This window comes from Neobacillus sp. S1115 (assembly GCF_055385565.1).
The window spans coordinates 3,957,257-3,982,108 of the sequence record NZ_AP038275.1 but is presented as its reverse complement, the minus strand read 5'-3'; the positions used below and the strand labels follow the sequence as shown (position 1 = coordinate 3,982,108).

Sequence of the window (24,852 nt, the reverse complement as noted above, 5' to 3'; positions counted from 1 at the left end):
TAAAATATGCTCAGAAATTCTCCCCCCATGAAACGGTTTATACCATTTTGGTATAGCAACTGTTTTATGGGGGTTTTTTGTGTTTAGGAGGGACGTATTTTGTCGGAAAAAGTGAATGTGTTTATTAATGGAACCGCCCGTGAGATTGAGGCGGGAACGCGAATCTTGGATTACCTTATTTCACAGGATATCCAGCATCCACATGTTTGTTATTCAGAAATTCTTGGGCCAGTCCAAAGCTGTGATACGTGTATGTGTGAGGTGAACGGCAGCATTATGCGGGCCTGTTCGACTGTCGTGGAGGAAGGAATGAATATCCTAACAGCGTCTGAAGTGGCGAAAAAGGCCCAGGAAGAAGCGATGGATCGGATTTTAGAAAACCACTTATTATACTGTACGGTCTGCGACAACAACAACGGTAATTGCCGCGTCCACAATACAGCAGAAATGATGGGAGTCGAGCATCAAACACGTCCGCACCGCTCAAAGGGGTATGAAGTGGATATGTCTCATCCATTTTATCGCTACGACCCGGACCAATGTATTTTGTGCGGACGCTGTGTGGAAACCTGCCAAGACCTGCAGGTCAATGAAACATTGACGATTGACTGGGAAAACCAGCAGCCACGTGTATTATGGGATGGCGGTAAAAGCATCAATGAATCCTCCTGCGTTTCCTGCGGTCAGTGTGTCACGGTTTGTCCATGTAATGCCTTAATGGAAAAATCCATGTTAGGTAATGCTGGATTCATGACAGGAATTGAAGATGATTTACTGACACCAATGATTGACCTTGTCAAAGCGGTAGAGCCGGATTACCAAACCATCTTTGCTGTTTCCGAAGTCGAAGCTGCCATGCGAGAAACACGCATTGAGAAAACAAAAACGGTTTGTACCTTCTGCGGCGTAGGCTGCTCATTTGAAGTGTGGACAAAAGATCATGAGATTTTAAAAATTGAACCATCTGAAAATGCACCAGTCAACAGTGTATCTACATGTGTAAAAGGGAAATTCGGCTGGGATTTTGTTAATTCAAAAGAACGGATTACAAGCCCATTAATCCGCAAGGGCGATGTGTTTGTTGAAGCCTCTTGGGATGAAGCCTTAAATCTTGTGGCAGAAAAATTGGGCGGCATTAAAGATACGTACGGCAGCGATGCACTTGGATTTATAGCTTCTTCAAAAATCACGAATGAAGAGAATTACTTGATTCAAAAATTAAGCCGGCAGGTATTCGGCACCAACAACGTGGACAACTGCTCCCGTTACTGCCAATCGCCTGCTTCTTGGGGCTTGCAGCAAACAGGCGGCATTGGTGGTGACTCCGCCACCATTAAAGACATCGCAGGCGCTGGACTCGTGATTTTGGTAGGCTGTGCTCCTGCTGAGGGACATCCTGTTCTAGCTACACGGATTAAGCGAGCACATAAGCTTCACGGGCAAAAATTAATCACCATCGATGTCCGCAAACATGAAATGGCCGACCGCGCTGATTTGTTTGTGCGTCCAAGACAAGGGACGGATTATGTATGGCTGTCTGCTGTAACAAAATACATCATTGACCAAGGCTGGCATGATAAAGCTTTCATTCAAAAGCATGTCAACCATTATGATGAATTCTTAAATATGATTACTCCTTATACGCTCGAAGAAGCAGAAAGAATGACTGGCATCTCGCAAGAGGCATTAATCGAAATCGCTGAAATGATTCATGAAGCCGACGGGACCGCCATTTGCTGGGGAATGGGCGTCACGCAAAATATCGCTGGTTCGCATACATCTGTTGCCATTGCCAACCTTCTTCTTGCAACAGGAAACATGATGCGCCGTAATGCAGGGGCATTTCCACTCCGTGGTCATAACAACGTCCAAGGTGCAAGTGACATGGGAACCATGCCAAATATTTTCCCAGGGTATCAGCAAGTAGCTAATGACAATGTTCGTACCAAATTTGAAAAGGCTTATGGAGTAACACTGCCAGCACAGCCGGGACTTGATAATATCGAAATGCTTGAAGCAATTGATAAAGGCATATTAAAAGGCATGTATATTGTCGGTGAGGATATGGCCTGGGTGGATGCTGATTCCAACCATACACAAGCGATGCTTGCGAAGCTTGATTTCCTTGTGGTTCAAGAAATCTTCTTAACGACAACGGCTCAATTTGCTGATGTGATTTTACCAGGGGTGCCTTCCCTTGAAAAAGACGGGACGTTCACCAATACAGAGCGCCGAGTCCAGCGTTTGTATAAGGCGCTAGAAACAACAGGCGACGGCAAGCCTGACTGGTGGATCCTCATGCAGGTTGCGAACCGCATGGGCTTTAACTGGAACTACACGCATCCAAGTGGGATTTTTTCTGAAATGGCTGGCTTAAATCCATTCTTTACACATTGTAATTACGACGTTCTTGAAGGCTGGAACAGCTTTACATGGGGATCGCCGGACGGAACTGACACACCTGTTCTTTATCTGAACGGCTTTAACTTCCCTGACAAGAAGGCTCGGTTTGGTTTGTTTGACTATGTACCTCCGGTGGAATTCCCTGCTGAGTTCGATTTGTCGCTTGATAACGGGCGTTTGCTGGAACATTTCCATGAAGGGAACCTAACGCATAAATCTGAGGGGCTTCAGTACAAGTTCCCGAAAGTCTTTGTCGAGGTTTCACCTGAGCTTGCCAAAGAACGCGGGGTGAAGGATGGCACGCTTGTCCGCCTTGTTTCACCGTATGGTGCGATTCGTCTGCCAGTTCTCGTCACAGACCGTGTGGAAGGAAAAACGGTGTATGTTCCAATGCACTCCTCCAGTCATGAGAGTGCGGTTAATTTACTGACGGGCGGGGCAGTCGATGTCGTGACCCATACACCTGCATATAAACAAACGAAAGTGCGAATGGAAGTGCTGGAAATCAAGGGAGAAAATCCGCTTCCAAGATTCAACCCGCGCAACGCCACACGGACGCCGCAGCTGGGTCTTGAGATTTACCGGAAATGGGAACGCGGCGATTATGTGCCAATTTCAAGCGTCAATGAACATGTACAGCCTGGCCTGTATGACAGGAGGAACGCATAATGGCTCAACCAATTAAAATCATTAAAAAGGTAGAATTGACAAAAGAGCAACAAAAAGCGCAATCCTTGGAGAGTCTTATCTCCGAGGTTGCGCAAAATAAAGATTCCCTGCTGGATACACTTCAACTGTTGCAGGAGCTTCACAACAGCGGCATTTTAGAGGCCATGAACAGTCTCGTCAAAGCCAAAGAGAAAGTGGCAAAAATCGCGGTTGGCCAAATGACACGAGATCCTGTCACGAATCTCATCAATAATGCGATGGCAGCAGGCGGCGCTTTGACGACGCTTGATCCCGAAATGACACAAAAGCTGATGAATGGCGTTGCAAAAGGGTTGGAAAAAGCAGATCAAGGGCTTCAGTCTAATTCGAAAGTAGGTATACTAGATTTATTGAAGGTATTGAACGATCCGGATATCAATCGAGCAATTGGTTTTGGTTTGAATCTCTTGAAGGGTGTCGGGGAAGGCTTAAAGGATTAAAAGGAGGGGGAAACCCATTTGATGATTTAAAAAGAAGGGGTTTCCTTGTTTTAATCGAAAACTATTCTGAAACGACAAATGAAGGGGAAGTCGATAATGGGTAAAAATTTAGAACACCAATTTAGTATGCTGGTTCGGGAAATCAGAAAAGAGTACGTTGGAAACGGCCCAAAAGAAATTAGCACCCGATTCGTGGAAAACTGGGCGATTAGTGAAATGAAAGGCAACCTTACGAATGTAGAGAAGTTTATGATTAACTCTGAACAAGGAAAGCAAACTGTTCATGAGGCTCGGACCAAGTTGGTAAAGGAAATCTATAAGAGACAAGAGGTTGTGGATAAGTTTGAAACCTTAATGGGAGCAAAAGTGCTGCGGCTCTTTTCCGATATTAATATTGACGAGGATATCGCCATGACTGTTTTTGTTTTTGATAAATCAATTGATCAAAAAGGTAAATGAGGGAACAAGGGAGACAGGGAGAATGGACCAGCAAATGCAGGTAACAAACCAAGTGCTTCGATATGAAAATGGTGTCGTCCAGCTTGTCGAGGATGTGGTTGTGACGGAATATCCGATCACGATTATGTTAAATGACCAAGAATTTGCCACCCTCGTATGCAGCCCGGAGGATATTGAGGAACTTGTCGTCGGATTTTTGGCGTCAGAGGGGATAATCGGCCGCTATGAGGATATAAAGGAACTGCAAGTGATTGAAACACTAGGGAAAGCAATCGTAACAACACATCGAGTGAATAAGTTGAATGAAATGTTCCACTCCAAGCGCATTGTAACATCGTGCTGCGGGAAAAGCCGGCAGAGTTTTTATTTTTATAATGATGCCAGGACCGTTAAGCCGATTGAAGTGAAAAATAATGTACTCACCGTCGACAACTGTTTCCGTCTGATGGAGATGCTGCAGGAATCCTCTATCATTTTTCAAGATACGGGCGGTGTCCATAACGCCGCATTATGTGATGGAAATGGCATCATTGTAGCGCGGACGGACATTGGCAGACATAATGCTTTGGATAAAATTTACGGCTACTGTCTAAAGCATCATATTTCCATCGAAGACAAAGTGATTGCCTTTAGCGGGCGCATTTCCTCGGAGGTATTATTAAAAGTAGCAAAAATTAGATGCGGCACGGTCTTGTCGAAATCGGCGCCGACAGAACTGGCACTAAGGTTGGCAGAAGAGCTGGGGATTACGACTGTAGGCTTCATCCGAAATAATGCTTTAAATATTTATACAAACGCGGAACGAATCATGACACCCGGAATAGCGAAATAAAAAAATACCGCTCTGTCTTGCAAAGCGGTATTTTTCATATGAATATTTATTAAATCATTTAGACTTTTTTGGTTTTTTTAGTGCTTGCTGAGCAGCCACAATTGAATCCACTCCAGGAGGGATTTCAAAGATACTTAAAAACAATTTTCCGCAAGACTCATCAGCAAAACCACTGGCTTTAAAGAAATAGGTTTCTCCTTGAATCGCATCAAAGAAAACGACTGATGTTTGTTGGACACCGCTGTCGTCATCACATGCTACTTCAACCAAAGCGTCACAGTTCCCTGTGTAGACAGCCAACGTTGTATCATAATTGCTAAGAATGGTATTTGCACTGATTCTCATATTTCGAGGAGCTTTAAATTTAAACCATACCGAATGGGTATCACTTCCAGCGCAAACTGGATCCGCTGGGTTTGTTGTTGCATCACAAGTAAGTTCAATGGCTGAATATGGCAAATGGCGGATTTTAATAGCTGTGGTACATTCATCATTTGTTGGACAAGCAATAATTCTCTCTTCACAATTAGACATATTCGTACCCCCTTCCTATTAAAAAAATATATTAATACCATGAAGATAGTTGAGACTTCCATGATTAGGGTTATTCGATTGGTAAAATGGTGAGGTAGAGTGTTCCACAAGATTTTCTGGAAGCACCGCTTACCCTAATAAAATAAGTCTCACCTGCTACCGCATCAAAGAATAACAAGGATGTTTTACATGCTCCGCTGTTGTTATCACAGGCTACCTTTGTCAAATTACTGCAAGTTCCTGTGTAGAAACACAATCTAGTATCAAAGTCACTATGTGCTGTACTAACTGCCAAAGGGCCAGTCGTATCGGAAACTAATCTATACCAAACAGAATGGGGGCCATCTCCGGAACTACTTGAACCAGAGGAACCGTTAGAATCTGAGTCTTCGGAATCAGCACCGCATGTCATAGCGATCGCTGCAAAGGGTGTCGTTTCAATTAAAGTTGCATTATCGCACTCGTCATTTATAGGATCACAAGGTCTACTATCAGACATCGTTTTCCCTCCCTTCCAAATCATACTGAATAATATGAAAGAAATAGTTTTATTGACAAGGCTAATTGACCAAACTTGTCCAATTTTTTCATTTCCGTCACCATTCTGTTATGTTTGTTTTTCATTTTTTAAAAAAACTATGCCAATATGGTAAAATCCTACTTAGGAATCTTAAGATGGGGTGTTTTCATGGAATTACGCCAATTAAATCTATTTATGGAAGCAGCTAAACACAAAAGTATTACCAAGGCGGCGGAGAGTGTGCATATTTCACAGCCTGCCTTGAGTAAATCGATTATGGCATTAGAAGAAGAGCTTGGCATGACCTTGATTATCCGCAGCAATAAGACAACGAATCTCACAGACGCTGGGAATGTGGTGCTAGAATATGCCCAGAAAATTTCCGGCCTGCTTGATGAAATGACCAAGACATTAAATGACATGACCGATCTGAAGAGGGGAGAAATAAACATTGGGCTTCCGCCTTTTATCGGAAGTTTGTTTTTTCCAAAAGTGATGGCGAAGTTTCATCAGGCATTTCCAAATATTAAATTAAATATCACCGAGTACGGCGGAGCGAGGGTCGTGAAAAGTGTAGAAGAAGGGGAATTTGAGTTAGGCGTTACCGTTCTGCCGATTGATGAAAAAGAGTTTCATGTTTACCCGATTGTGGAGGAAGAATTGATGCTGGTGGTTCACAAAGACCATCATTTCGCTGCCCGTAAACAAGTGGAAATAAAGGAATTGGCAGACGAAGAGTTTATCTTTTATCATGAAGAATTTTCGTTAAATCAGATTTTACGGAATCAATTCTTTATATCGGGTGGTTTCGAGCCGAAGATTTTATTTAAAAGCACACAATGGGACCTAATGTCGGAAATGGTCGCAGCCAACCTGGGGATAACCATTCTGCCGCAATCCATTTGCAATCGCTTGCTGAATAAGGAATTAAAAATCATTCCCCTGAGACCGGCTACACTTTGGAGGCTCGCTGTTATCACCAAAAAAGACCGCTATATTTCCAATGCAGGGAGAACCTTTATTGACTTTATTTTGAATGAATCATTATAACTTTAAGTTATGAAAATCATTCTAAATATGTATTTTACGAATGGTAAAATTCGTCGTAACATTACTCTATAGTTTAAATCGAGAAATAAAAGGAGCATGAAGAGATCTCCTTTTACTTCTTTTAGAGAGGATTTTTACGATGAAAATTGGGGTTATTATTTTACAGATATTATTCATACATGTTTTTTTATTTCTCGGGGCCGCGCTTAAGGAAGTCGTGCCGCTCCCAATCCCGGCTTCGATGTTTGGCTTGTTCCTTTTGTTTTTGGCACTTTGCACTCACATCATCAAGCTGGAATGGATTGAAAAAGGAGCCAATTGGCTGCTGGCAGAGCTGCTGCTATTCTTCGTACCGTCTGCTGTCGGGATTGTGAATTATAATGAAATTATCAGCTTTCAAGGTGCCGAAATCGTCGTATTGATTGGGGTCAGCACCATCATTGTGATGGGAATGACAGCCTTAATTGCAGAAAAAGTAACAAAAAGGAAAGGAAGTGAGCAGCTATGATGATGGTAATTTGTATTGTAGGAACTTACCTTATTTATCGGTTATCCAAGAAAATCTATGCTAAATGGGCGTTTCCTTTATTCCATCATTTACTGCTTGCGCCAATTCTGTTAATCGTGTTAATTTCAATCATGCATGTGTCCGCAAATCAATATTTGGATGCAACGAAGTGGCTGACACATATGCTCGGACCAGCTACAGTTGCGTTCGCGGTACCGATTTATAAGCATCTTCCGATAGTCAAAAAATATTTGGGAACCATCATTATAAGTACTATTACGGGTTCGCTGGTGGCGATTTTTTCAACATTTGCTTTATCAAAAATCATCCATTTGAAATATGATTTTATGACGTCAATTCTTCCGAGGTCCATTACAACACCGTTTGCCATTGAGGTTTCTAAAGAGATTGGCGGCCTGCCAACGTTAACAACCGTGTTCGTCATCTTGACCGGCGTAATTGGCGGTGTTGTCGGCCCTTCTGTTATTAAATGGCTGTCAATTCAGACGCCGATTGCCAAAGGTCTAGCGCTTGGAATGAGTGCACATGGTGCCGGAACGAGTAAGGCGCTGGAATATGGGGAGCAGGAAGCTACCTTTTCATCCCTGGCGATGATTTTCGCCGCTTTTATTACCCTGCTGTTGGGGGCAGTGCTGATACCTGCGATGATTTAGTGGAAATCCCCCATAAAGAGAGCATTCCTTACGAATATGTTTATATGTAAAAAAAAACATGGGGACGGTTCTTCTGCTGCTGAAGCAGAAGAACCGTCCCCATGCATCATCGGAGAGTAGAATTATGACAGAAGAAAACTATCAATCTCGTGAGGAACGAAGGAAGGCGGAGAACACAAGGGAAAGCCGCCAAATAAGCAAAAAATTACCCGTAAAAGGGTCGTTGTTAAGAAAAGTGCTTATTGTCTGTTTGGTAATAGGGCTTGTTTCAACCGGGGCAGGGGCAATCACGTTCGCATCGATGGTGAAGGGTACACCTGAACTAGATGCTTCCAAATTAATCGACCCTTTATCAACAAAATTTTATGATAAAGATGGAAACTTCATTTATGAATACGGGAAAGAAAAGCGGACAAAAATCTCGTATGAGCAAATTCCGGAGGTGCTGGAAAATGCGTTCATTGCCACGGAGGACTCCCGCTTTTATGACCATCATGGCATTGACATCAAAAGGACGGCCAAAGCCATTTTTGTCAATGTAACCGGTGATTTCGGATCTCAGGGCGGGAGTACGATTACGCAGCAGGTCATTAAAAACTCATTTTTGACACCCGAAAAAACATTGAAACGGAAGGTGCAGGAATGGGATTTGGCGTATCAGCTGGAGAATAAGTATTCCAAGCACGAAATCTTAATGATGTATTTGAACAAAATCTACCTGGGCAACCGCTCATACGGAGTGGCTGCCGCAGCAAAGAACTACTACGGGCTAGAGCCAAACGATTTGAAAAAGTTGACACTCTCGCAGGCGGCGATGCTAGCCGGACTGCCGCAAAGTCCAAATAATTATGACCCAACCAAGCCTGGAAACAAAGCTACCGCAACCAATCGCCGAAATCTTGTTTTGAGTTTGATGCACAGACACGGCTATATTACGGAAAACCAAATGAAGGAAGCCTCAAAGGTTCCAGTCACAGAAGGGCTTGTCCCAAAAAGTGAGCAACAAGGAATGCCGTATGAAGCATTTTTAGACGCAGCTGTAAAAGAGATCAAAGGGAAGCTAAAGGATGTAGATGTCAGCACTGACGGGTTATCGATTTATACGACGCTCGACCCAAAGGCACAGAATTATGCCGACAAAATGATGAACACCAATGAAATCATTGCTTACCCGGATGCGAAGTATCAGGGGGCGTTCGTTTTTATGGATACAAAAACGGGGGAAGTCAGGGCGATTGGCAGCGGCCGAAACGACTATCAAGCTGACTTTCTTGGCCACAACTTGGCGGTTGATATCAATCGTCAGCCGGGTTCCACCTTTAAGCCGATTCTTGATTATGGTCCCGCCATTGAAAATTTAAAGTGGTCCACGGCCCATTTAATCAATGACAAGCCGACAACCTATTCAACCGGACAGCAGATTTCTAACTGGGATCATCAATATCATGGAATGCTGACCATCCGCTCCGCTCTGCAAAACTCGTATAATATCCCAGCCCTTCTCACACTTCGGGAGGTTGGTCTTGATAAAGCGAAGAGCTTTGCCGAACAGCTTGGCATTACGTTTAAAAATAATCAGGTCTATGAGTCTTATGCAATTGGAAGCAATACCGTCAGCCCTCTAGCAATGGCAGGTGCCTACAGCGCCTTTGGAAACGGCGGGATCTACAATAAACCGCATTTTGTCCAAAAGGTTGTCTTGGCAGATGGCACAACGGTAAATTTCGCCGAGAAACCAAAGCGAGTGATGCAGGATTACACTGCGTATATGGTGACTGATATGTTACGGACTGTCGTTGATGCCGGAACAGGTACAACCGCCAATATCTCCGGTTTGGATGTCGCGGGAAAAACGGGTACAACCAATTTTGATGCCCAAACACGTGCGAAATATGGATATCCGAACAATGCGACAAATGACAGCTGGTTTGCCGGATATACACCACAATACACCATGGCAGTCTGGACCGGATATGCCCAAAACGGTCCTGGCAACTATCAGGCTGGAAATACGACGAAAATTGCCCAATATATGTTTAAATCGATGATCCAATCATTTGGAACGGATTCATCAAACTTTAAGCAGCCAAGCAGTGTATATGAAGTTAATAATGAACTGTATATAAAAGGTATCGCTTCTGCAGAAGTGCCGCCAAAGCCAATTGAAAAAGTAAAAACGGAAATTGAAAATGGAATGAATAATTGGAAAGAGAAACATAAAAAAGATGAATGGAAAAAGGAAAAAGAAAAGGGAAAAGGCAAGGGCAAAGGTAAAAATAAAGAAGATTAAGATTGTACTATAAGGATTTTCGGGGCTGTCGACTAAGTCGGCAGTCTTTTTTGGTTTAGTACGTAAATTCAATAGCCAATAAAAAAGGACCGTTCCAAATTAACGATCCTTTCATTATTCATGTTCCTCATTAAGAGGCAATTCGATGAAAATTTGAATGACTTGATTTTTATATTCAACACGAATAGTCCCTTGATGCAATTCAATGATACTTTTTGTGATCGCTAAGCCTAATCCAGCCCCAGACTTGTTGGAGGAACGTGAGGGATCCACCCGGTAGAAACGATCAAATAATCTAGCAACCTCCTCCTCAGAAAGGGAATTACATGGATTTGAAACAGAAATCTGAACAGAATGTTCGTTTTGGACCAAATGAACATGAATTTTTCCAGGAGGGGTACTATATTTGATGGCATTTGTTAATACATTTTCCAACGCGCGTACCATTTGATTAGGATCAATCTCCATCAGGATTGGTTCTTTTGGGAGGTTGCTGATAAACATGACATCGTGATCTTTTGCAATCGGGTCAAGTTCATCCATTAGCTGTCTGAGCATTTGATTTAGGCTAACCTTTTCTCTTTTGAGCTGGTTACCTTCATACGTTAGACGGGTAAAATCGAATAAATTCTCGATTAAATTCTTTAATTGCTCTGATTTGCCATAAGCGATATCAACGTATTCATCCAATTGTGCCTGGTTTTTATACTGATGGTCTTTTACTAGTCTCATATAGCCCATGATCGAAGTTAGGGGTGTACGTAAATCATGGGAAACATTGGTGATCAGTTCATCCTTTAATTTTTCAGTATGTCTTTGTCTTTCCATCATTTCGGTTAATTCAAAAGCCATGTAATTAATGTTGGTTGCAAGCGAACCTACTTCATCTTGACTTTTCTCCCGTATTCGATAATGCAAATTTCCCTTGGCGATTTCCGTTAAACCTAGCGCAATCTCCTCTATTTCCCTCATCTTTCGTTTGGTTATGAAATAATAACAGAGAATAAACGCGATAAGTCCAAGCAGATAAGGGGTAACTCCCGTTTCTTTTTCATAAACAGATGTGGCTTTAGGGACGCCGCTTACAATTAAATAGCCTTTCCCGCCAGCAGTGGTAATTGGATACATTCTTGTAATAATGGGCTGCTCATCATGCTTTTCACCAAAAGTTTTTTTGGCACTTTTCATTTCTTCGGACAGATTTACTTGAGTATCATGTGCTCCTGCTGATTTATTCACAACCTTACCATCCGAATCCGTAACCAACACTTTGAGATTGTTTTGTTGCTTTGGTGTGTTAATTAAATATTGGATTAATTCATTCTTGGTTATTTGATAGAAAGCTTTCCCATTGTAAGGGACGATTAACCAGTCGTTTTCTTCTTTTAAAGAAGGCGGTGCAGGCTGAAGAAATTGATTTTTAAAATCAGGATCTTGATCCCCTAATTCCCTTACGAGTTCGTTGATATCCAGGTTCATTTGGTTGAATTGCTTCACCAAATCACGTGCACTTTCCTCAATGGTGACAACCCCTTCGGTAAAATCGAGCCTGCGGTCCTCGCTAACAAAGAAGGGGCTTGTGGCAAAACCGACCAATAAGGAAACAAGCGTACAAAAGGCAAATGCCATGATCAACTGAATGCGAATGCTTGTCTTTACTAAATGGACAAGTTTGCCAGAATGAATGCCAATTCGATACGAGGAAGGGGACTGGTTCTTATTGTTCAATTTTATAGCCCACCCCCCAAACCGTTTTGATATACCGTGGTTTCCGCGGGTTATTTTCCAGTTTCTCCCGCAAATTTCGAATATGAACCATGACGGTGTTTTCCGATTCATAAAACGGCTCATTCCATACCTGTTCATAGATTTTTTCGGTACTAAACACGACTCCAGGATTGCGGGCCAACAGCTCTAGAATGGCAAATTCCCTTGGTGTTAGCTTTATGTCTTTCCCATCTACTTTAACCTCGTGTGTAGGAATATTAATGACTAGCTCATCAATCGAAATGACATCCTGCTGTTGGACTGTAGTTGCTTGTGGGCTTCCGTCCGTTTGATTTAACCTAAGATAACGACGAAGCTGCGACTTGATTCTTGCGACTAATTCCAAAGGCTGAAAGGGTTTTGTGACATAGTCATCCGCTCCAGTAGTTAACCCCATAATCTTATCCATATCCTGCGATTTCGCAGATAACATTATGATCGGAACATTTCTGCTTTCTCTTATTTTTATGCAGGCTTGAATTCCATCCAGCCGCGGCATCATGATATCCAATAAAACCAAATGAACATTGTTCTCCTCTAGGTACTGTAACCCCTCGATCCCATCTGCTGCTTTTAAAACGTTATAACCTTCATTCGTAAGATAAATCCCGATTAAATCACGAATTTCCTTTTCATCATCAATAACGAGGATGGTTTCTTGAGCCATGTAAACCTCTCCTTTCTAACTTCCTAAAGTTTACTTCATTCCCCTTAAGAAAAAACAATAGAATTTCTGAAGAATTTCTGAAGTTTACCTTTATATCTTAAGAAAAACTTCAGAAGGAATGGCATTTTTCCTTAAGAAGTTTTTTGTAACATTATTGGTGTGATAGCCCGCAAATTTATGTGGGCACCTAAAAACATAGAACAAAAACACTTCAACAATATAAAGGAGTGGAGAATGAATGAAAGATAAAATTTTAATTTTAACAGGTAATTATGGTGATGGACATATTAAAGTAGCTCAAGCGCTGCATGAAGCGATTGCGATTCGATATCCTGATTTAGAACCGGTGATTGTTGATTTTATGGAATGGGTTCATCCTTATTCTAATCAAGTGAGTCGGTTTCTCTACCTTCAAGGCGTGAAAAAATTCCCGCAGCTGTATGGCTTTATTTATCAAAAAACACGCAAGGCGAACACTTTTTCTAAAATGATGAAGTCGATTTTCTCTACCGGACTCGGGCGGATGTTAGCATTGATGGAGGAAGTGAAGCCGACTGTTGTAGTCAGTACGTTTCCTTTGGCAGCGGCAGTGATGTCCAAGTTGAAATCCTTCGGTTTAATTGATATTCCAATCGTCACAGCTATTACAGACCATACCAATCATAGCTGCTGGATTTATCCCTATACGGATCAATATATTGTTGGCTCTAAGCTGGTCAGTGATTCTCTGGTTGGTTTAGGAGTTGAAGAAAATCGCATCGCCGATACGGGAATTCCGATTCGGCAGCAATTTTCTCAGTTCATTGAACAGGAGGAAATTTTTCGAAAATATGATTTAGATCAGCACCTGCCTACAGTATTAGTCATGGGCGGCGGCTGCGGGATGATTGGTGATGGAAATTCCACCATACAGGAGATTGATGCATTACCGAATCCGGTACAATTAATCATTGTTTGTGGGCATAACGACAAGCTTCGTTTGCAATTAAAGGAAAAACTGAAGAATTCCAAGCATCGAATCCATCTCACTGGTTATATTAACTACGTTCATGAGTTAATGGCTATTTCCGATTTAATGATTACAAAGCCGGGCGGAGTCACAACGTTTGAAGCCATTGCAATGGAATTACCGATGCTTCTGTATAAACCAATCCCTGGTCAAGAACAGGATAACGCCAGATTTTTAGTTCAAGCAGGGGTGGCCGTTCAAGCTAAAACGGACCGTGATTTAAGCAAGCATTTGTCAAAATTACTAAGCAATCACGACCTGCTTCAACAGATGAGCGAGAATTCAAAACGATTTCATCCGAAAGAATCTGCGTTTGCATCAGCCGAAGTGATTAAGAAAACAAAAGAAAACAATAGCAGCCTGCAGAAACTAATCTATCTATTTGGTTGATTAGCCGCTAAGAAGGTGAAACATGGAGAATGTAATGAAAGAATCATCCAACATAAAAAATCAAATGGCTCGTTTACTATCATTTGGAAGCTTGTTGATATTTTTACTGCTAACCGGACTTTATTTATATTTCCTTCATACAGGAACGGCAAAAGAATGGCTGGAATCTATCCGCCATCTAGGTTTTTTCGGAATCATCCTGGGGATTATGATTCAAACAGTTGTCAATGTCATACCGGCACCCGGCGAATTCGTTTCGCTTTTTCTGATTGAAATATACGGACCCATTGCGGGAGGTTTGTATTCCTGGATTGGCGGAATCGCTGGGGCAGTCCTTGCCTATTATTTATCTAATTGGATTGCCCGGCCAATCATTGAACCTTTGGCCAAGCCTTACCTGGAGAAAATAGATCACTGGCTGCAAAGACGAGGGGATGCTGGACTTTTGTTCATCCGTTTTGTGCCATTGGTGCCGTATCATTTTATCAACTATGCGGCAGGTATATTAGGAGTAAACAAAAGGGCTTTTATCTGGACAACAGCCTTGGGGATATTACCCTATACCATTTCGGTAAGCAGCCTATTTGCAGGGCTGCGATATGGAAAATTGATGCCGTTTATCCTTGGAGGCACACTGTTTATTTTATCAACTGTGTTAAGTTTGGTTTTTAAAAGAAAGTTGGATTAGAAGGGGCGATTGAAGGATGTTTAACATCGTTCTTCTCATTTGTAGTTTTCTTTTTATATATTGGTTAATTCCTTATTTTCTAACTGCAGGATTTGGGATTGGTGTGTTAAAACGGAAATGTGCCTCTGAAAAAATTGCCTTTACCTTTGACGACGGTCCGAATCCGATTTATACCCCACAGCTCTTGGACTTGTTAAAAATAAATAATATAAAAGCAACATTTTTTGTCGTGGCATCGAAAGCGGAACAATACCCGGAGTTAATCGAAAGAATGCAAGCAGAGGGACATTTAATTGGCATTCATAATTACGTTCATAAGTCTAACTGGATCATGGATCCATGGATGGTTCGGCGTCAGTTAGATAAGAGTGCTGCTGTCATTGAAAGAATTACGGGAGAACGGCCGATCTATTATCGTCCGCCGTGGGGATTGTTAAATGTATTTGATTTTTTTCTTTTGAAACGATATAAAATCATTCTATGGTCGTTGATGGCAGAGGATTGGCGCAATAAAGGCGGCAGTGAGAAAGTAGAAAAAAGACTTTTACATGGAATGAAAAATGGTGACGTTATCCTTTTACATGATTGTGGAAAAACCATTGGTGCGGATGAAGAGGCTCCCGTGAATACCATTCATGCATTAAAAGCTGTTTTTAAAGAGGTCTCAAGCCGAGGTATTTCTTGTGTAAGAATTGATCAAATATAGCCGGAAATATCGACCAACTCCATCGGTAAGAGTTGGTTTTTTCGTTACCCAAATCATTTGCATACAAATCACTTGTATACAAATGAATTTGAATATGTTATATTCTTACTAATCAGAAAATTTGAATAATAGTGGTGGTGAATTATGGAAAAAGCCGATATCTGTGTTCATTTTCTACTAGGAAAAGCATTGCAAAAGGTGAATCAAGTAAGTAAATCCAAATTATCCCCGTACGGTGTGACACCAGTTCAATATGCACTGCTTCGTCAGCTTTGGAGAAAGGATGGACAATTTGGTTTTGAATTAGCTGAACGACTTCTGCTAGACAGTGCGACCATAACAGGGATTATCGACCGCTTGGAACAAAACGGTTTTATCGAAAGGCGAGTGGACTCCAATGATCGTCGCAACAAGCTAGTTTTTCTGACGGAAAAAGGAAAATCGCTGGAAGTACCACTATGTCAGAAGATGGATGAGATGAATGAGGAAGTGATGTCTAGTTTAAAGGTTGAAGAGATTCAGCAATTTAAAAGAATACTTTATGACATTGGAATTGCGAACAAATAAAGAAGTTTTGAAAAATAGAAATTTAAGTGCAAAGGATGGTTTCAACTTGAACGATAGAATTATTATCCCCGTATGGGCAATCGGGTCATTTTTGGTCCTCATGAATACGACGATGTTCAACGTTGCCCTGCCAACCATCATACACGAATTACACATAACAGCCGGTGAAGGCTCCTGGATTGTGTCAGGGTATTCCATTGTGTTTGCCTTATCAACAGTAATCTTCAGCCGATTATCCGATTATGTGCCGATTCGGAAGCTGCTGTTCGTTGGTCTAATCCTACTAGGGGCGGCATCCATCGTAGGCTTTTTCACGCATAGTTTTGGTATTCTTATGGCGGCTCGTTTGATACAGGCAAGCGGTGCCGGTGCTGTGCCAGGATTAGGTATTGTCTTGGCAAGCCGTTACGTGCCGTTCGAGCGCCGTGGACGGGCCATTACCATTATCGCATCAGGGACATCTCTTGCTTTTGCTTTGGGACCAGTGATTGGCGGAGTAATCACCCAGTTTATTGGCTGGAATGGACTTTTTCTTATTACCTGCATGGTTATTCCATTGGTACCGGTATTGTGGAAGCTATTGCCACCAGAAATCCCCACTGAATTCAGATTTGATATTTCCGGCGCAGCCCTTACTGCCATTGCAGTGGTATCGCTGTTGATTTGCGTCATGCAATTGTCCCTATGGTTTCTACTCCTAAGTTTTGGTGCACTAGCCGTGAACATATGGCACCTACGCAAGGCGGAAAATCCATTTGTACTCCCCAACCTGTTTCTGCATCATGGTTATCGAAAACTTCTTGTTGTTAGTTTTTGTGCTTTTATACTGAATATGTCAATGCTCTTTATGCTGCCTTTATTGTTGGCAGATGGGTTTCATTTGCCTGCAGGAGCTGTAGGATTGATGATGTGTCCAGGATCACTATTATCTGCCATTATGATTAGGCGGGTCGGAAGTTGGATTGACCGGTATGGCAATTATCGCTTCCTGATAATCGGGCATTTTCTCATGGCCGCAAGTATGATCTTTATGACAATGCTGGTACAGGTATCGCCTTACATCGTAATGTTTGGCTATATCATATTCGCTCCAGCTCTTTCAACGATAATATCCGCCTTGTCAAATGAAGTATCTCGCATTTTAGCCAAAGACCAGATTGGTTCTGGTATGGGGTTAAGTCAACTCAGCCAATTTTTTGGAGGCTCTTTAGCTGTCGCAATATGTGGCGTATTAATCAGCTTTCAAGCTAAAATACCTTTTATTTCCACATTTCAGCACATCTATTTGCTGCTAATAATTGTTCTCGTAGGTTCTCTCTTCATCCTTATCTGGTATGGAAAGAGGGCACATAAAGGAGAAATCAATATTCAAGTTTAATAGAATAAAAATAATTTTGGAAGGTGAATAGTATGAGTCGCTTAGAAGGTATGAAGAAAATGATGACAGGTGAAGTACCTCTTGTACCAGTTGCGGAAGTACTTGGGTTTCAAGTGGTAGAGGTGGAAGAAGGCAGAGTTGTGATTGAAATGGAAGCTTCTGATCGATTACATAACCCAATGGGGACGCTGCATGGCGGGATTCTGTGTGACATTGCGGATGCTGCGATGGGATATGCTTTTGTCACAACGCTCTCAGACGATGAACTGTTTACGACAGTTGAAATTAAATTTAATTTCCTTAAACCGATTTTTAAATCGAAGCTTCGAGCTGAGGGGCAACTCATTAAGAAAGGCTCTACAGTGGGATTGCTGGAATGTCAAGTATATGATGAAAAAGGAAGTCTAGTAGGACATTCTACTAGTACGTGTATGATCTTAAAAGGAAATCCGGAACGAAAGAGAGTTCAGCTAAAATAAAACATGGGGACGGTTCTCATGCTTCCAAAACATGAGAACCGTCCCCGTGCGTCACCACTTGTGAATTTTGGAGGGGATCAATCGTAGCGGACCTGGTCTTCACCTTCAACAATTAACTCCAATTCTGTTAAAAAGTTGAGTTGAAGCGGTGCCGGTAAACGCTCGATTATATCACTGATTTCAGGAAGATTTTCTGCATCATCGATAGTGGCTGGCGGTTGGTCCAATTGCTGAAACCAAATCTTTAATTCGTCAATAAACTCATAAAAATGCCTTTCAAACCGTTCGGCACATTCTTCGCTTTCATCCTCTGAAGCTTTCTTCATCATTTCCCAATCTTCAAGGGCGACCTCTAATTTTTCATAAACATGCATTATCACGTAATCACTCCTCGGTTTTGAGTATACAGAAGAAAACCCTATAAGACAAAGGATTCGTCACTTGTTAAGACTATTGGTCTAATTCGTAATCTTCAAAACATATGAATGAATATAACGCAATAGAGGTGGGGTAATGAAAGCAGTTGTGTACACGAAGTACGGTACACCCGATGTTCTTAAACAGAAGAGGTAGAAAAACCTATACTTAACGATGATCTGGTACTGGTAAAGATTCACGCAGCATCTTTGAATTTTGGCAATCTAGTTCTTTTAAAAGGGTAACCGTTTTTAGCGCGTTTTTCCTTTGGACTATGAAAGCAAAAAACTCCATACCCGGAGAAAATCATTGAAAGTTCGGTCGCATTGAAAAGCAATATGTGACCGACTGCTCATTTAAACGAATATATTACACAAATAAAAAACACCGCATGGGCGGTGTAAATGGATTTTAATTCTTTTTAATAGGTAACGTAAGTTGAAAGGTAGTAACATGATTATCAGACATACATTCTATTTCACCGTGATGTTTCTCAACAATATTCTTACAAACGAATAAGCCGATACCTGTGCCTAGTTTCTTAGTAGTGAAGAAGGGTTCGAAAATTAAATGTACTGCTTCAGGATCGATAGTAGGGCCATTATTAGAAATACGAATCTTAATTTGGTGATCATCTATATTTGTTTGGATATCAATTTTCCGCAGATTTTCTTCTTCACACACAGCGTCAACTGCGTTTATTAAAAGATTGAGAAAAACTTGTTTTAACTCATTCCGATCGCCCGTGATACAAATATCAGCATCGATATTTGTATGAATTTGGACATTGCCATCGACGATGCTTGGATAGAGGAAATCAAGCACTTCTTCTATTAATAAATGGATGGTAATGTCTTCATTCTGGCTTTCTGCCAGCGTGTTCAGTTTTGATGTATGAAGGAACTGAGTAATTCTGAACTTAAGTTGATCTAATTCTTGGCTGACAACATCTAAATATGGTAGATTAGGATGCTCGTGCTTTAATAGTTTTATAAAGCCCATAACGGAAGTGAGCGGGTTGCGAAATTCATGAACAAAGCTAGAAGACATTTGTCCAAGAATCGCCAACCGGTCCTTATGTGTTTGGGAAATAAATAAATTTTGTTCTTGTAGTTTCTTATCTTTGATTTCGGTGTACTTAGAAACAGCATAGAAACAGAATAAATCGAACTGTTTATTGACCAAGTCAATCGTTGGCTGCAGCTCTTCTGGTATGAGTCCGGAAAGGTTTAAATATTTAATAATTATACTTCTACCCAGATTTACATTATAAACAAATTCCCCAATATTGACATTAGCCTCGACCCGTTCCAGGGCTACTTTGTGCGCCAATAATTTAACATCTTCATCAGAGAATCCCTTTAAAATTGAATTTGTTATGAGATGGTACATTAAATGACCGTTCTTTAATATTAGCTCTGGATTATCCCGGTAATAATGGATAATAATTTGCTCTTCCCAAAAATGTATAAACTTTTGTTCATTCTCAATTAGAAATTGGCCTACTTTTTTATCCATACACAGCCTGCTTTCCACTATATTAAAGTGATTATAGCATAAAAATTTGATGCATGGGGACGGTTCTCGTGCCTCAAAATAGGTGTATATAAGAAATATTTCAAAGCAATTTGATGAAATGTACGAGCAAATAAGGTTTGAAATGTTTGACTTTTTTGAATAAAATGTTACCATATATCCATATGAGGTAATCTTTTCAAATGAATATGAATCAAATCCGCTAGAGGTGCCTTTTTGAAAAGGCTGAGATTGAAGTGTGACTTCGGGACTCTATGAACCTGATCTGGTTAATGCCAGCGTAGGGAAGTGGACAACGGGATTTTTGGAGAGCAAAATTTTTATTTCTAAATTTCGGCCACTTTCTTACAAAAGGAAGTGGCTTTTTGTTTTGCCTGTTTTGCGCTTCCTTAGACCGGCGAAATCCATTCAAAGGGGGGGAGTTGTATTTTTACTAGTCTAAAAGAAAAAGAGTTGCATCTTATATCCAATGGTAAAATGTCGATCCATCAATTGGCTGAAATAGCGAAGGATATTCATCCATTTGTAACTGCGCTACACTTGCGGGAAAAACAAAAATCAGCAAAGGAACTTTTTCAAGCAGTCGAACTTTTAACAAATGAAAACGTCCCTCCATCAAAAATCGTGATTAACGATCGGGTAGATGTTGCAATCGTGGCAAAGGCCCTTGGTGTTCAATTAGCCTATCATAGTTTAGATACAGCCTGTGTAAAGGAGCATTTTCCTCAACTTAGGGTCGGGACTTCCATTCACTCCTATGAAGAAGGACAAAATGCAAAGGAGAATGGAGCTGATTTCGTTCTATACGGTCATGTCTTCCCTTCGCAATCAAAACCAGGAAAGACCCCAAAAGGGCTAGAAGAATTAACACGGCTGTCACAGCTGAACATTCCGGTGATTGCCATTGGCGGGATAACGCCGGAGAATATGGAAGAAGTCCTACAGGCAGGGGCAACGGGTATCGCTGTCATGTCAGGTGTTTTAGATGCTCGTGACCCCTTATTAGCCGTAAAGTCTTACATACATGCATTTAGAGATGGAGGTGAGAAATATGGATCATACATTTGATGTTGCCATAATTGGAGGTGGTGTTAATGGAGCCTCGATTGCCTATCAGTTATCAAAGCAAGGAAGAAAAGTCATCATTATTGAGAAAGAACAAATCGGCTGCCAAGCATCAAGTGCTGCCGCCGGAATGCTGGCTGCGCAAGCTGAACTTGAACATGACGGTCCATTATTTCAGTTGGCGATAAAAAGTCAATCAATGTTTTCGGCTCTCGCTAATGAATTATTGGAAACTACTGGTGTGGAAATCGAGTTTGTCAATAAAGGGATGTTAAAAATTGCAGAAACCGAAGACATAGCAGAAGAAGTAAAAAAACAGGTCACCTTTCAAAAGAAATGGGATCCAACCATAAAATGGCTGGATGCGAAGGAATTACGAGAAATGGAACCGTCACTTTCAACAAGCGTACCTGGAGCGATGTATCTCCCGAACGACGGGCATGTACAGCCTGCAAAGTTAACGCAGGCGTTCGCAAAAGCGGCGGTCCATTTTGGTGCTAAAATACTTGAAAACACCGAAGTGCTATCTTTTCTTTATCAAAACGGTCAGGTGATAGGGGTGCAAACCACGAACGGAACCATCCTTAGTGATAACTTTGTTGTTGCGGCCGGTGCTTGGGCGGCCCAATTAATCCGTGAATCTGGTTTAGAGATGAACATGTATCCTGTTAAAGGTGAATGCTTTTCCGTTAAAACAGAAAGGCCAATTATCAATAGAACCATTTTTTCAGATAAACGCTGCTATCTTGTACCAAAAAAGAATGGAGAAATTTATATTGGTGCGACCATGATTGAACATACATTCGATAAAAAGGTAACAGCAAAAGGGATTTCCACTTTGCTGGAAAGAGCAACCCAAATCATACCGCAAATTAAAGAGGCAGCGTGGGAGAGGGTGTGGGCTGGAATTAGGCCACAGACAGGTGATGGACTGCCTTACATTGGCGCGCATCCGAGGTGGAAAAATTTGTTTGTGGCAGCAGGGCATTTTCGCAATGGGATTCTACTTAGCCCGATTACAGGGAAACTAGTGGCTGAATTAATCGAAGGCAGACTGAAAGATGAGAATCTGCTATCAGCTTTCCGGCTCGACAGAAATATGTTGGTAGGAGGTAAACCATGAAGGTATTATTAAATGGCGAATGGACCCAATTATCAGACAGTATGGTATTTGTTTCAGATGTTCTTCAGCATTTTGAAATCCATGATAAAGTCGTTGTGGTCGAAGTAAACGGTGAAATTTTAACCAAGCTGGAACACCAAAGTACTAGATTAGCAGATAAAGATCGAATTGAAATAGTTCATTTTGTAGGAGGCGGTTGATATGTTAAAAATTGGTCCATTATCCTTCCAATCTCGTTTATTGCTTGGGACAGGGAAGTATCCAAGCTTTGACATCCAAAAGCAGGCGGTCGAAGTGTCAGAAGCAGAAATCCTTACGTTTGCAGTTAGACGGATGAATATTTTTGAAGCCAGCCAGCCGAATTTTTTAGAGCAGCTAGATACCAATAAATATACGCTGCTGCCAAACACAGCAGGAGCGAAAACAGCTGCAGAGGCTGTCCGAATCGCTAAGTTAGCGAAAGCATCAGGCTTATGCGACATGATTAAAGTGGAAGTGATCGGCTGTGATAAAACGTTACTTCCTGACCCGATTGAAACGCTAAAGGCCACCGAAGAATTGGTGAAGGAAGGCTTTATTGTACTCCCTTATACCTCTGACGATGTGGTGCTAGTCCGGAAACTTCAAGAAGCAGGCTGCCATGCTGTCATGCCAGGGGCGTCGCCAATAGGATCTGGGCAGGGTATTATCAATCCGGTAAACCTCCAGTTTATTATCGAACAAGCCGTTGTACCAGTGATTGTTGATGCGGGAATCGGCTCACCAGGCGATGCCGCTTATGCGATGGAGTTAGGAGCAGACGGTGTGTTATTAAATACCGCAGTTTCAGCAGCAAAGGATCCGGTTAAAATGGCAAAAGCGATGAAATTGGCGATTGAAGCGGGAAGGCTTGGTTATGAAGCGGGCAGAATCGAGAAAAAGCGATATGCGACAGCCAGCAGCCCTAAGGAAGGAATGAGTATCGGGTGAATAATCGATACTCTAGGCAAGAGTTGTTTCCGCCGATAGGAAAAGACGGCCAGCAGCAAATTTCCAATAAACACGTCCTCATCATTGGAGTTGGAGCACTTGGATCTGCAAGTGCCGAAGCACTTGTCCGGGCTGGCATCGGCAAACTAACCATCGTGGATCGGGATTATGTCGAGTGGTCCAATTTACAGCGGCAGCAGTTATTTACAGAGGAAGATGCGAAAAATCGAATTCCAAAAGCAATCGCTGCCAAAAATCGGTTAACAGCAATAAACGCATCTGTGATGATTGAGGCCATCATTGCAGATGCTTCAGTCTTAGAGCTTGAAGACTGGGCAAAAGAAGCAGATCTGATGATGGACGCAACGGATAATTTTGAAACAAGAATGCTGATAAATGATGTCTCGCAAAAAGCCGGAGTTCCCTGGATTTACGGTGCTTGTGTGGGAAGCTACGGCATTTCCTACACAATCATTCCTGAAAAAACGCCTTGCCTATCTTGTTTGCTTGAAACAGTTCCTCTGGGAGGGTTAACCTGTGACACGGCCGGAATAATTAGTCCAGCTGTAAACATGGTTGTCTCGTTCCAAATAAGTGAAGCATTGAAAATCTTGGTCGGAGATGTGGACTCATTAAGAAACAAGCTCGTTTCCTTTGATTTATGGAAAAACCAATATAGTGCCATTCAGGTAGATAAATTGAAAAAGATGGATTGTCCTTCTTGCGGGCCGCAGCGCTCGTACCCTTATTTATCCTTTGAAAATCAAACAAAAACGGCGGTCCTTTGTGGAAGGGATTCGGTTCAAATCCGTCCCTCCGTTCCAATGGTGCGCGACCTTGAAGCGTTAGAAAAAATATTAGCGAAACAAACTGGAGCTGTACAGAGAAACCCGTACCTTCTCTCCTATACCGTGAATGCTAACCGCTTAGTCATTTTTAAAGACGGAAGAGTTTTGGTACACGGCACGAAGGATGTTTCGGAAGCGAGAGCGCTGTACCATAAATATTTGGGGTAAAGGGTAGTGAAACGATTGGAAATTAATTGTCACTAAGTGAACCTATTTAAAGAAAACTTTATCAAGAAGGGCGAAATTCACAAGAAGCATCGCCCTTTCCCTATTTTATAACTCATTGCTTTTCAGTTCTTCCTTAACCATTTCGTCTAACCGCTCTATCATTTTTATGGCTCTATCTCGATCCATTTTTCGATAGTGGTGCATTCCGCCTTGCTCCTCGTCCATCTCATCGGCTAATTTGACGATTTCTTGCAACGGGGTCCGGTTGATAAAACCTTCCGGCATGTAAGAATCCGTATGGAATAAAACGGCCAGTGCGATTTCTTTGGCTATAATCGGATTTTCTCCCAACCGGATCAATAATTTATGGGCCCTTTCCGCACCCTTAATTGCGTGTATATCATTTTGTTTATATAAATCATAATCCCATTTGCCGTTGCGATACCAAGTGTAATGACCCATATCGTGCAGCAATGCTGCTTTTGTTGCCAGATCAACGGAAACGCCGCGTTCTTTTGCCAACTTAAAGGCATGGTAGGCACAAGCAATAGCATGTACAATTCCAGACCGGCTCAAATATTTTTTTGCAATATGATGATTGAAAATTTGAATTAATGTTACCTCTCTCATTTTAATCACCTTCTTAAAAATTGTTAT

Annotated in this window: 26 protein-coding genes and 1 riboswitch; of the genes, 19 read left to right on the top strand and 7 right to left on the bottom strand. The window is 41.7% G+C overall.

Annotated elements, in window-relative coordinates:
- Positions 1-99: 99 nt before the first annotated feature.
- The 4 genes from fdhF (at position 100) to fdhD (ending at position 4,842) form a co-directional block, all read left to right on the top strand.
- Entirely contained in the window at positions 100-3,072 is a 2,973-nt protein-coding gene (gene fdhF, locus ACZ5B7_RS19225) for a formate dehydrogenase subunit alpha (RefSeq protein WP_464490631.1), read from the top strand.
- Entirely contained in the window at positions 3,072-3,551 is a 480-nt protein-coding gene (locus tag ACZ5B7_RS19220; protein WP_464490630.1) for a helical membrane plugin domain-containing protein, read from the top strand. The genes fdhF and ACZ5B7_RS19220 overlap by 1 nt, the downstream gene beginning before the upstream one ends.
- Positions 3,552-3,647: 96 nt before the next feature.
- Complete coding sequence (locus ACZ5B7_RS19215) at positions 3,648-4,010, top strand: Na-translocating system protein MpsC family protein (RefSeq protein ID WP_213145478.1); 363 nt, start codon at positions 3,648-3,650, stop codon at positions 4,008-4,010.
- A gap of 22 nt (positions 4,011-4,032) precedes the next feature.
- Positions 4,033-4,842 (top strand): formate dehydrogenase accessory sulfurtransferase FdhD, encoded by an 810-nt coding sequence (gene fdhD, locus ACZ5B7_RS19210; RefSeq protein ID WP_464490629.1) that lies wholly within the window; start codon positions 4,033-4,035, stop codon positions 4,840-4,842.
- Positions 4,843-4,896: 54 nt separating this feature from the next.
- On the opposite strand, the gene ACZ5B7_RS19205 is transcribed toward fdhD, so the two are convergent.
- Together ACZ5B7_RS19205 and ACZ5B7_RS19200 are read right to left on the bottom strand one after the other, a co-directional pair.
- A complete protein-coding gene (locus tag ACZ5B7_RS19205) occupies positions 4,897-5,376 on the bottom strand; it encodes a hypothetical protein (RefSeq protein ID WP_464490628.1) in 480 nt (159 codons plus the stop codon).
- A 70-nt stretch (positions 5,377-5,446) separates the two neighbouring features.
- Positions 5,447-5,875, bottom strand: a complete 429-nt coding sequence (locus ACZ5B7_RS19200; protein ID WP_464490627.1) for a hypothetical protein — start codon at positions 5,873-5,875, stop codon at positions 5,447-5,449.
- Positions 5,876-6,064: 189 nt separating this feature from the next.
- Between ACZ5B7_RS19200 and ACZ5B7_RS19195 the strand changes: the two genes are divergently transcribed.
- The 4 genes from ACZ5B7_RS19195 (at position 6,065) to ACZ5B7_RS19180 (ending at position 10,418) form a co-directional block, all read left to right on the top strand.
- Positions 6,065-6,946 (top strand): LysR substrate-binding domain-containing protein, encoded by an 882-nt coding sequence (locus ACZ5B7_RS19195; protein WP_464490626.1) that lies wholly within the window; start codon positions 6,065-6,067, stop codon positions 6,944-6,946.
- A gap of 139 nt (positions 6,947-7,085) precedes the next feature.
- The gene (locus tag ACZ5B7_RS19190) at positions 7,086-7,454 is read left to right on the top strand and encodes a CidA/LrgA family protein (protein ID WP_464490625.1); all 369 of its coding nucleotides are present in this window, start codon (positions 7,086-7,088) and stop codon (positions 7,452-7,454) included.
- Positions 7,451-8,128, top strand: coding sequence for an LrgB family protein (locus ACZ5B7_RS19185; protein WP_464490624.1), 678 nt, complete (start codon positions 7,451-7,453; stop codon positions 8,126-8,128). Before ACZ5B7_RS19190 ends, ACZ5B7_RS19185 begins: the two co-directional genes overlap by 4 nt.
- 124 nt (positions 8,129-8,252) lie before the next feature.
- Positions 8,253-10,418 (top strand): transglycosylase domain-containing protein, encoded by a 2,166-nt coding sequence (locus ACZ5B7_RS19180; RefSeq protein ID WP_464490623.1) that lies wholly within the window; start codon positions 8,253-8,255, stop codon positions 10,416-10,418.
- Positions 10,419-10,532: 114 nt separating this feature from the next.
- On the opposite strand, the gene ACZ5B7_RS19175 is transcribed toward ACZ5B7_RS19180, so the two are convergent.
- Together ACZ5B7_RS19175 and ACZ5B7_RS19170 are read right to left on the bottom strand one after the other, a co-directional pair.
- Positions 10,533-12,146, bottom strand: coding sequence for a sensor histidine kinase (locus ACZ5B7_RS19175; RefSeq protein WP_464490622.1), 1,614 nt, complete (start codon positions 12,144-12,146; stop codon positions 10,533-10,535).
- Complete coding sequence (locus ACZ5B7_RS19170) at positions 12,136-12,852, bottom strand: response regulator transcription factor (protein WP_464490621.1); 717 nt, start codon at positions 12,850-12,852, stop codon at positions 12,136-12,138. Before ACZ5B7_RS19170 ends, ACZ5B7_RS19175 begins: the two co-directional genes overlap by 11 nt.
- A 238-nt stretch (positions 12,853-13,090) precedes the next feature.
- Between ACZ5B7_RS19170 and ACZ5B7_RS19165 the strand changes: the two genes are divergently transcribed.
- The 6 genes from ACZ5B7_RS19165 (at position 13,091) to ACZ5B7_RS19140 (ending at position 18,069) form a co-directional block, all read left to right on the top strand.
- On the top strand, positions 13,091-14,251 hold the full coding sequence (locus tag ACZ5B7_RS19165) for an MGDG synthase family glycosyltransferase (RefSeq protein ID WP_464490620.1): 1,161 nt from the start codon (positions 13,091-13,093) through the stop codon (positions 14,249-14,251).
- A gap of 22 nt (positions 14,252-14,273) precedes the next feature.
- Positions 14,274-14,939, top strand: a complete 666-nt coding sequence (locus tag ACZ5B7_RS19160) for a TVP38/TMEM64 family protein (protein ID WP_464490619.1) — start codon at positions 14,274-14,276, stop codon at positions 14,937-14,939.
- Positions 14,940-14,955: 16 nt separating this feature from the next.
- On the top strand, positions 14,956-15,645 hold the full coding sequence (locus tag ACZ5B7_RS19155) for a polysaccharide deacetylase family protein (protein ID WP_464490618.1): 690 nt from the start codon (positions 14,956-14,958) through the stop codon (positions 15,643-15,645).
- 144 nt (positions 15,646-15,789) lie between these two features.
- A complete protein-coding gene (locus tag ACZ5B7_RS19150; RefSeq protein WP_464490617.1) occupies positions 15,790-16,212 on the top strand; it encodes a MarR family winged helix-turn-helix transcriptional regulator in 423 nt (140 codons plus the stop codon).
- Positions 16,213-16,258: 46 nt separating this feature from the next.
- Positions 16,259-17,590, top strand: a complete 1,332-nt coding sequence (locus tag ACZ5B7_RS19145; RefSeq protein WP_464490616.1) for an MFS transporter — start codon at positions 16,259-16,261, stop codon at positions 17,588-17,590.
- A gap of 32 nt (positions 17,591-17,622) precedes the next feature.
- On the top strand, positions 17,623-18,069 hold the full coding sequence (locus tag ACZ5B7_RS19140; RefSeq protein WP_464490615.1) for a PaaI family thioesterase: 447 nt from the start codon (positions 17,623-17,625) through the stop codon (positions 18,067-18,069).
- A 77-nt stretch (positions 18,070-18,146) separates the two neighbouring features.
- Here the strand turns inward: ACZ5B7_RS19140 and ACZ5B7_RS19135 are convergent, their stop codons facing one another.
- Complete coding sequence (locus ACZ5B7_RS19135; RefSeq protein ID WP_464494528.1) at positions 18,147-18,443, bottom strand: hypothetical protein; 297 nt, start codon at positions 18,441-18,443, stop codon at positions 18,147-18,149.
- A 454-nt stretch (positions 18,444-18,897) separates the two neighbouring features.
- A complete protein-coding gene (locus ACZ5B7_RS19130) occupies positions 18,898-20,004 on the bottom strand; it encodes a histidine kinase N-terminal domain-containing protein (protein ID WP_464490614.1) in 1,107 nt (368 codons plus the stop codon).
- Between the two features lie 212 nt (positions 20,005-20,216).
- A riboswitch (TPP riboswitch) is annotated at positions 20,217-20,326 on the top strand.
- 149 nt (positions 20,327-20,475) lie between these two features.
- On the opposite strand from ACZ5B7_RS19130, the gene tenI reads away from it, so the two are divergent.
- From tenI to ACZ5B7_RS19105, 5 genes are read left to right on the top strand one after another with little or no spacing between them, the layout of a single operon-like run.
- Positions 20,476-21,090: a thiazole tautomerase TenI gene (tenI, locus tag ACZ5B7_RS19125; RefSeq protein WP_464490613.1), complete on the top strand. Its 615-nt coding sequence runs from the start codon at positions 20,476-20,478 to the stop codon at positions 21,088-21,090.
- Complete coding sequence (gene thiO, locus ACZ5B7_RS19120; protein WP_464490612.1) at positions 21,074-22,210, top strand: glycine oxidase ThiO; 1,137 nt, start codon at positions 21,074-21,076, stop codon at positions 22,208-22,210. The genes tenI and thiO overlap by 17 nt, the downstream gene beginning before the upstream one ends.
- Entirely contained in the window at positions 22,207-22,410 is a 204-nt protein-coding gene (thiS, locus tag ACZ5B7_RS19115; RefSeq protein ID WP_464490611.1) for a sulfur carrier protein ThiS, read from the top strand. The genes thiO and thiS overlap by 4 nt, the downstream gene beginning before the upstream one ends.
- A 1-nt stretch (position 22,411) precedes the next feature.
- The gene (locus ACZ5B7_RS19110) at positions 22,412-23,179 is read left to right on the top strand and encodes a thiazole synthase (RefSeq protein WP_464490610.1); all 768 of its coding nucleotides are present in this window, start codon (positions 22,412-22,414) and stop codon (positions 23,177-23,179) included.
- Positions 23,176-24,195, top strand: a complete 1,020-nt coding sequence (locus ACZ5B7_RS19105; protein ID WP_464490609.1) for a thiazole biosynthesis adenylyltransferase ThiF — start codon at positions 23,176-23,178, stop codon at positions 24,193-24,195. Before ACZ5B7_RS19110 ends, ACZ5B7_RS19105 begins: the two co-directional genes overlap by 4 nt.
- 105 nt (positions 24,196-24,300) lie before the next feature.
- Here the strand turns inward: ACZ5B7_RS19105 and ACZ5B7_RS19100 are convergent, their stop codons facing one another.
- Positions 24,301-24,825, bottom strand: a complete 525-nt coding sequence (locus tag ACZ5B7_RS19100; protein ID WP_464490608.1) for an HD domain-containing protein — start codon at positions 24,823-24,825, stop codon at positions 24,301-24,303.
- Positions 24,826-24,852 lie beyond the last annotated feature (27 nt).

Coding starts and splice junctions, on each gene's coding strand:
- ACZ5B7_RS19220 (WP_464490630.1), top strand. CDS start 3,072: ATGGCTCAACCAATTAAAATCATTAAAAAGGTAGAATTGACAAAAGAG.
- ACZ5B7_RS19215 (WP_213145478.1), top strand. CDS start 3,648: ATGGGTAAAAATTTAGAACACCAATTTAGTATGCTGGTTCGGGAAATC.
- fdhD (WP_464490629.1), top strand. CDS start 4,033: ATGGACCAGCAAATGCAGGTAACAAACCAAGTGCTTCGATATGAAAAT.
- ACZ5B7_RS19205 (WP_464490628.1), bottom strand. CDS start 5,376: ATGTCTAATTGTGAAGAGAGAATTATTGCTTGTCCAACAAATGATGAA.
- ACZ5B7_RS19200 (WP_464490627.1), bottom strand. CDS start 5,875: ATGTCTGATAGTAGACCTTGTGATCCTATAAATGACGAGTGCGATAAT.
- ACZ5B7_RS19195 (WP_464490626.1), top strand. CDS start 6,065: ATGGAATTACGCCAATTAAATCTATTTATGGAAGCAGCTAAACACAAA.
- ACZ5B7_RS19190 (WP_464490625.1), top strand. CDS start 7,086: ATGAAAATTGGGGTTATTATTTTACAGATATTATTCATACATGTTTTT.
- ACZ5B7_RS19185 (WP_464490624.1), top strand. CDS start 7,451: ATGATGATGGTAATTTGTATTGTAGGAACTTACCTTATTTATCGGTTA.
- ACZ5B7_RS19180 (WP_464490623.1), top strand. CDS start 8,253: ATGACAGAAGAAAACTATCAATCTCGTGAGGAACGAAGGAAGGCGGAG.
- ACZ5B7_RS19170 (WP_464490621.1), bottom strand. CDS start 12,852: ATGGCTCAAGAAACCATCCTCGTTATTGATGATGAAAAGGAAATTCGT.
- ACZ5B7_RS19165 (WP_464490620.1), top strand. CDS start 13,091: ATGAAAGATAAAATTTTAATTTTAACAGGTAATTATGGTGATGGACAT.
- ACZ5B7_RS19160 (WP_464490619.1), top strand. CDS start 14,274: ATGGAGAATGTAATGAAAGAATCATCCAACATAAAAAATCAAATGGCT.
- ACZ5B7_RS19155 (WP_464490618.1), top strand. CDS start 14,956: ATGTTTAACATCGTTCTTCTCATTTGTAGTTTTCTTTTTATATATTGG.
- ACZ5B7_RS19150 (WP_464490617.1), top strand. CDS start 15,790: ATGGAAAAAGCCGATATCTGTGTTCATTTTCTACTAGGAAAAGCATTG.
- ACZ5B7_RS19140 (WP_464490615.1), top strand. CDS start 17,623: ATGAGTCGCTTAGAAGGTATGAAGAAAATGATGACAGGTGAAGTACCT.
- ACZ5B7_RS19135 (WP_464494528.1), bottom strand. CDS start 18,443: ATGCATGTTTATGAAAAATTAGAGGTCGCCCTTGAAGATTGGGAAATG.
- ACZ5B7_RS19130 (WP_464490614.1), bottom strand. CDS start 20,004: ATGGATAAAAAAGTAGGCCAATTTCTAATTGAGAATGAACAAAAGTTT.
- thiO (WP_464490612.1), top strand. CDS start 21,074: ATGGATCATACATTTGATGTTGCCATAATTGGAGGTGGTGTTAATGGA.
- thiS (WP_464490611.1), top strand. CDS start 22,207: ATGAAGGTATTATTAAATGGCGAATGGACCCAATTATCAGACAGTATG.
- ACZ5B7_RS19110 (WP_464490610.1), top strand. CDS start 22,412: ATGTTAAAAATTGGTCCATTATCCTTCCAATCTCGTTTATTGCTTGGG.
- ACZ5B7_RS19100 (WP_464490608.1), bottom strand. CDS start 24,825: ATGAGAGAGGTAACATTAATTCAAATTTTCAATCATCATATTGCAAAA.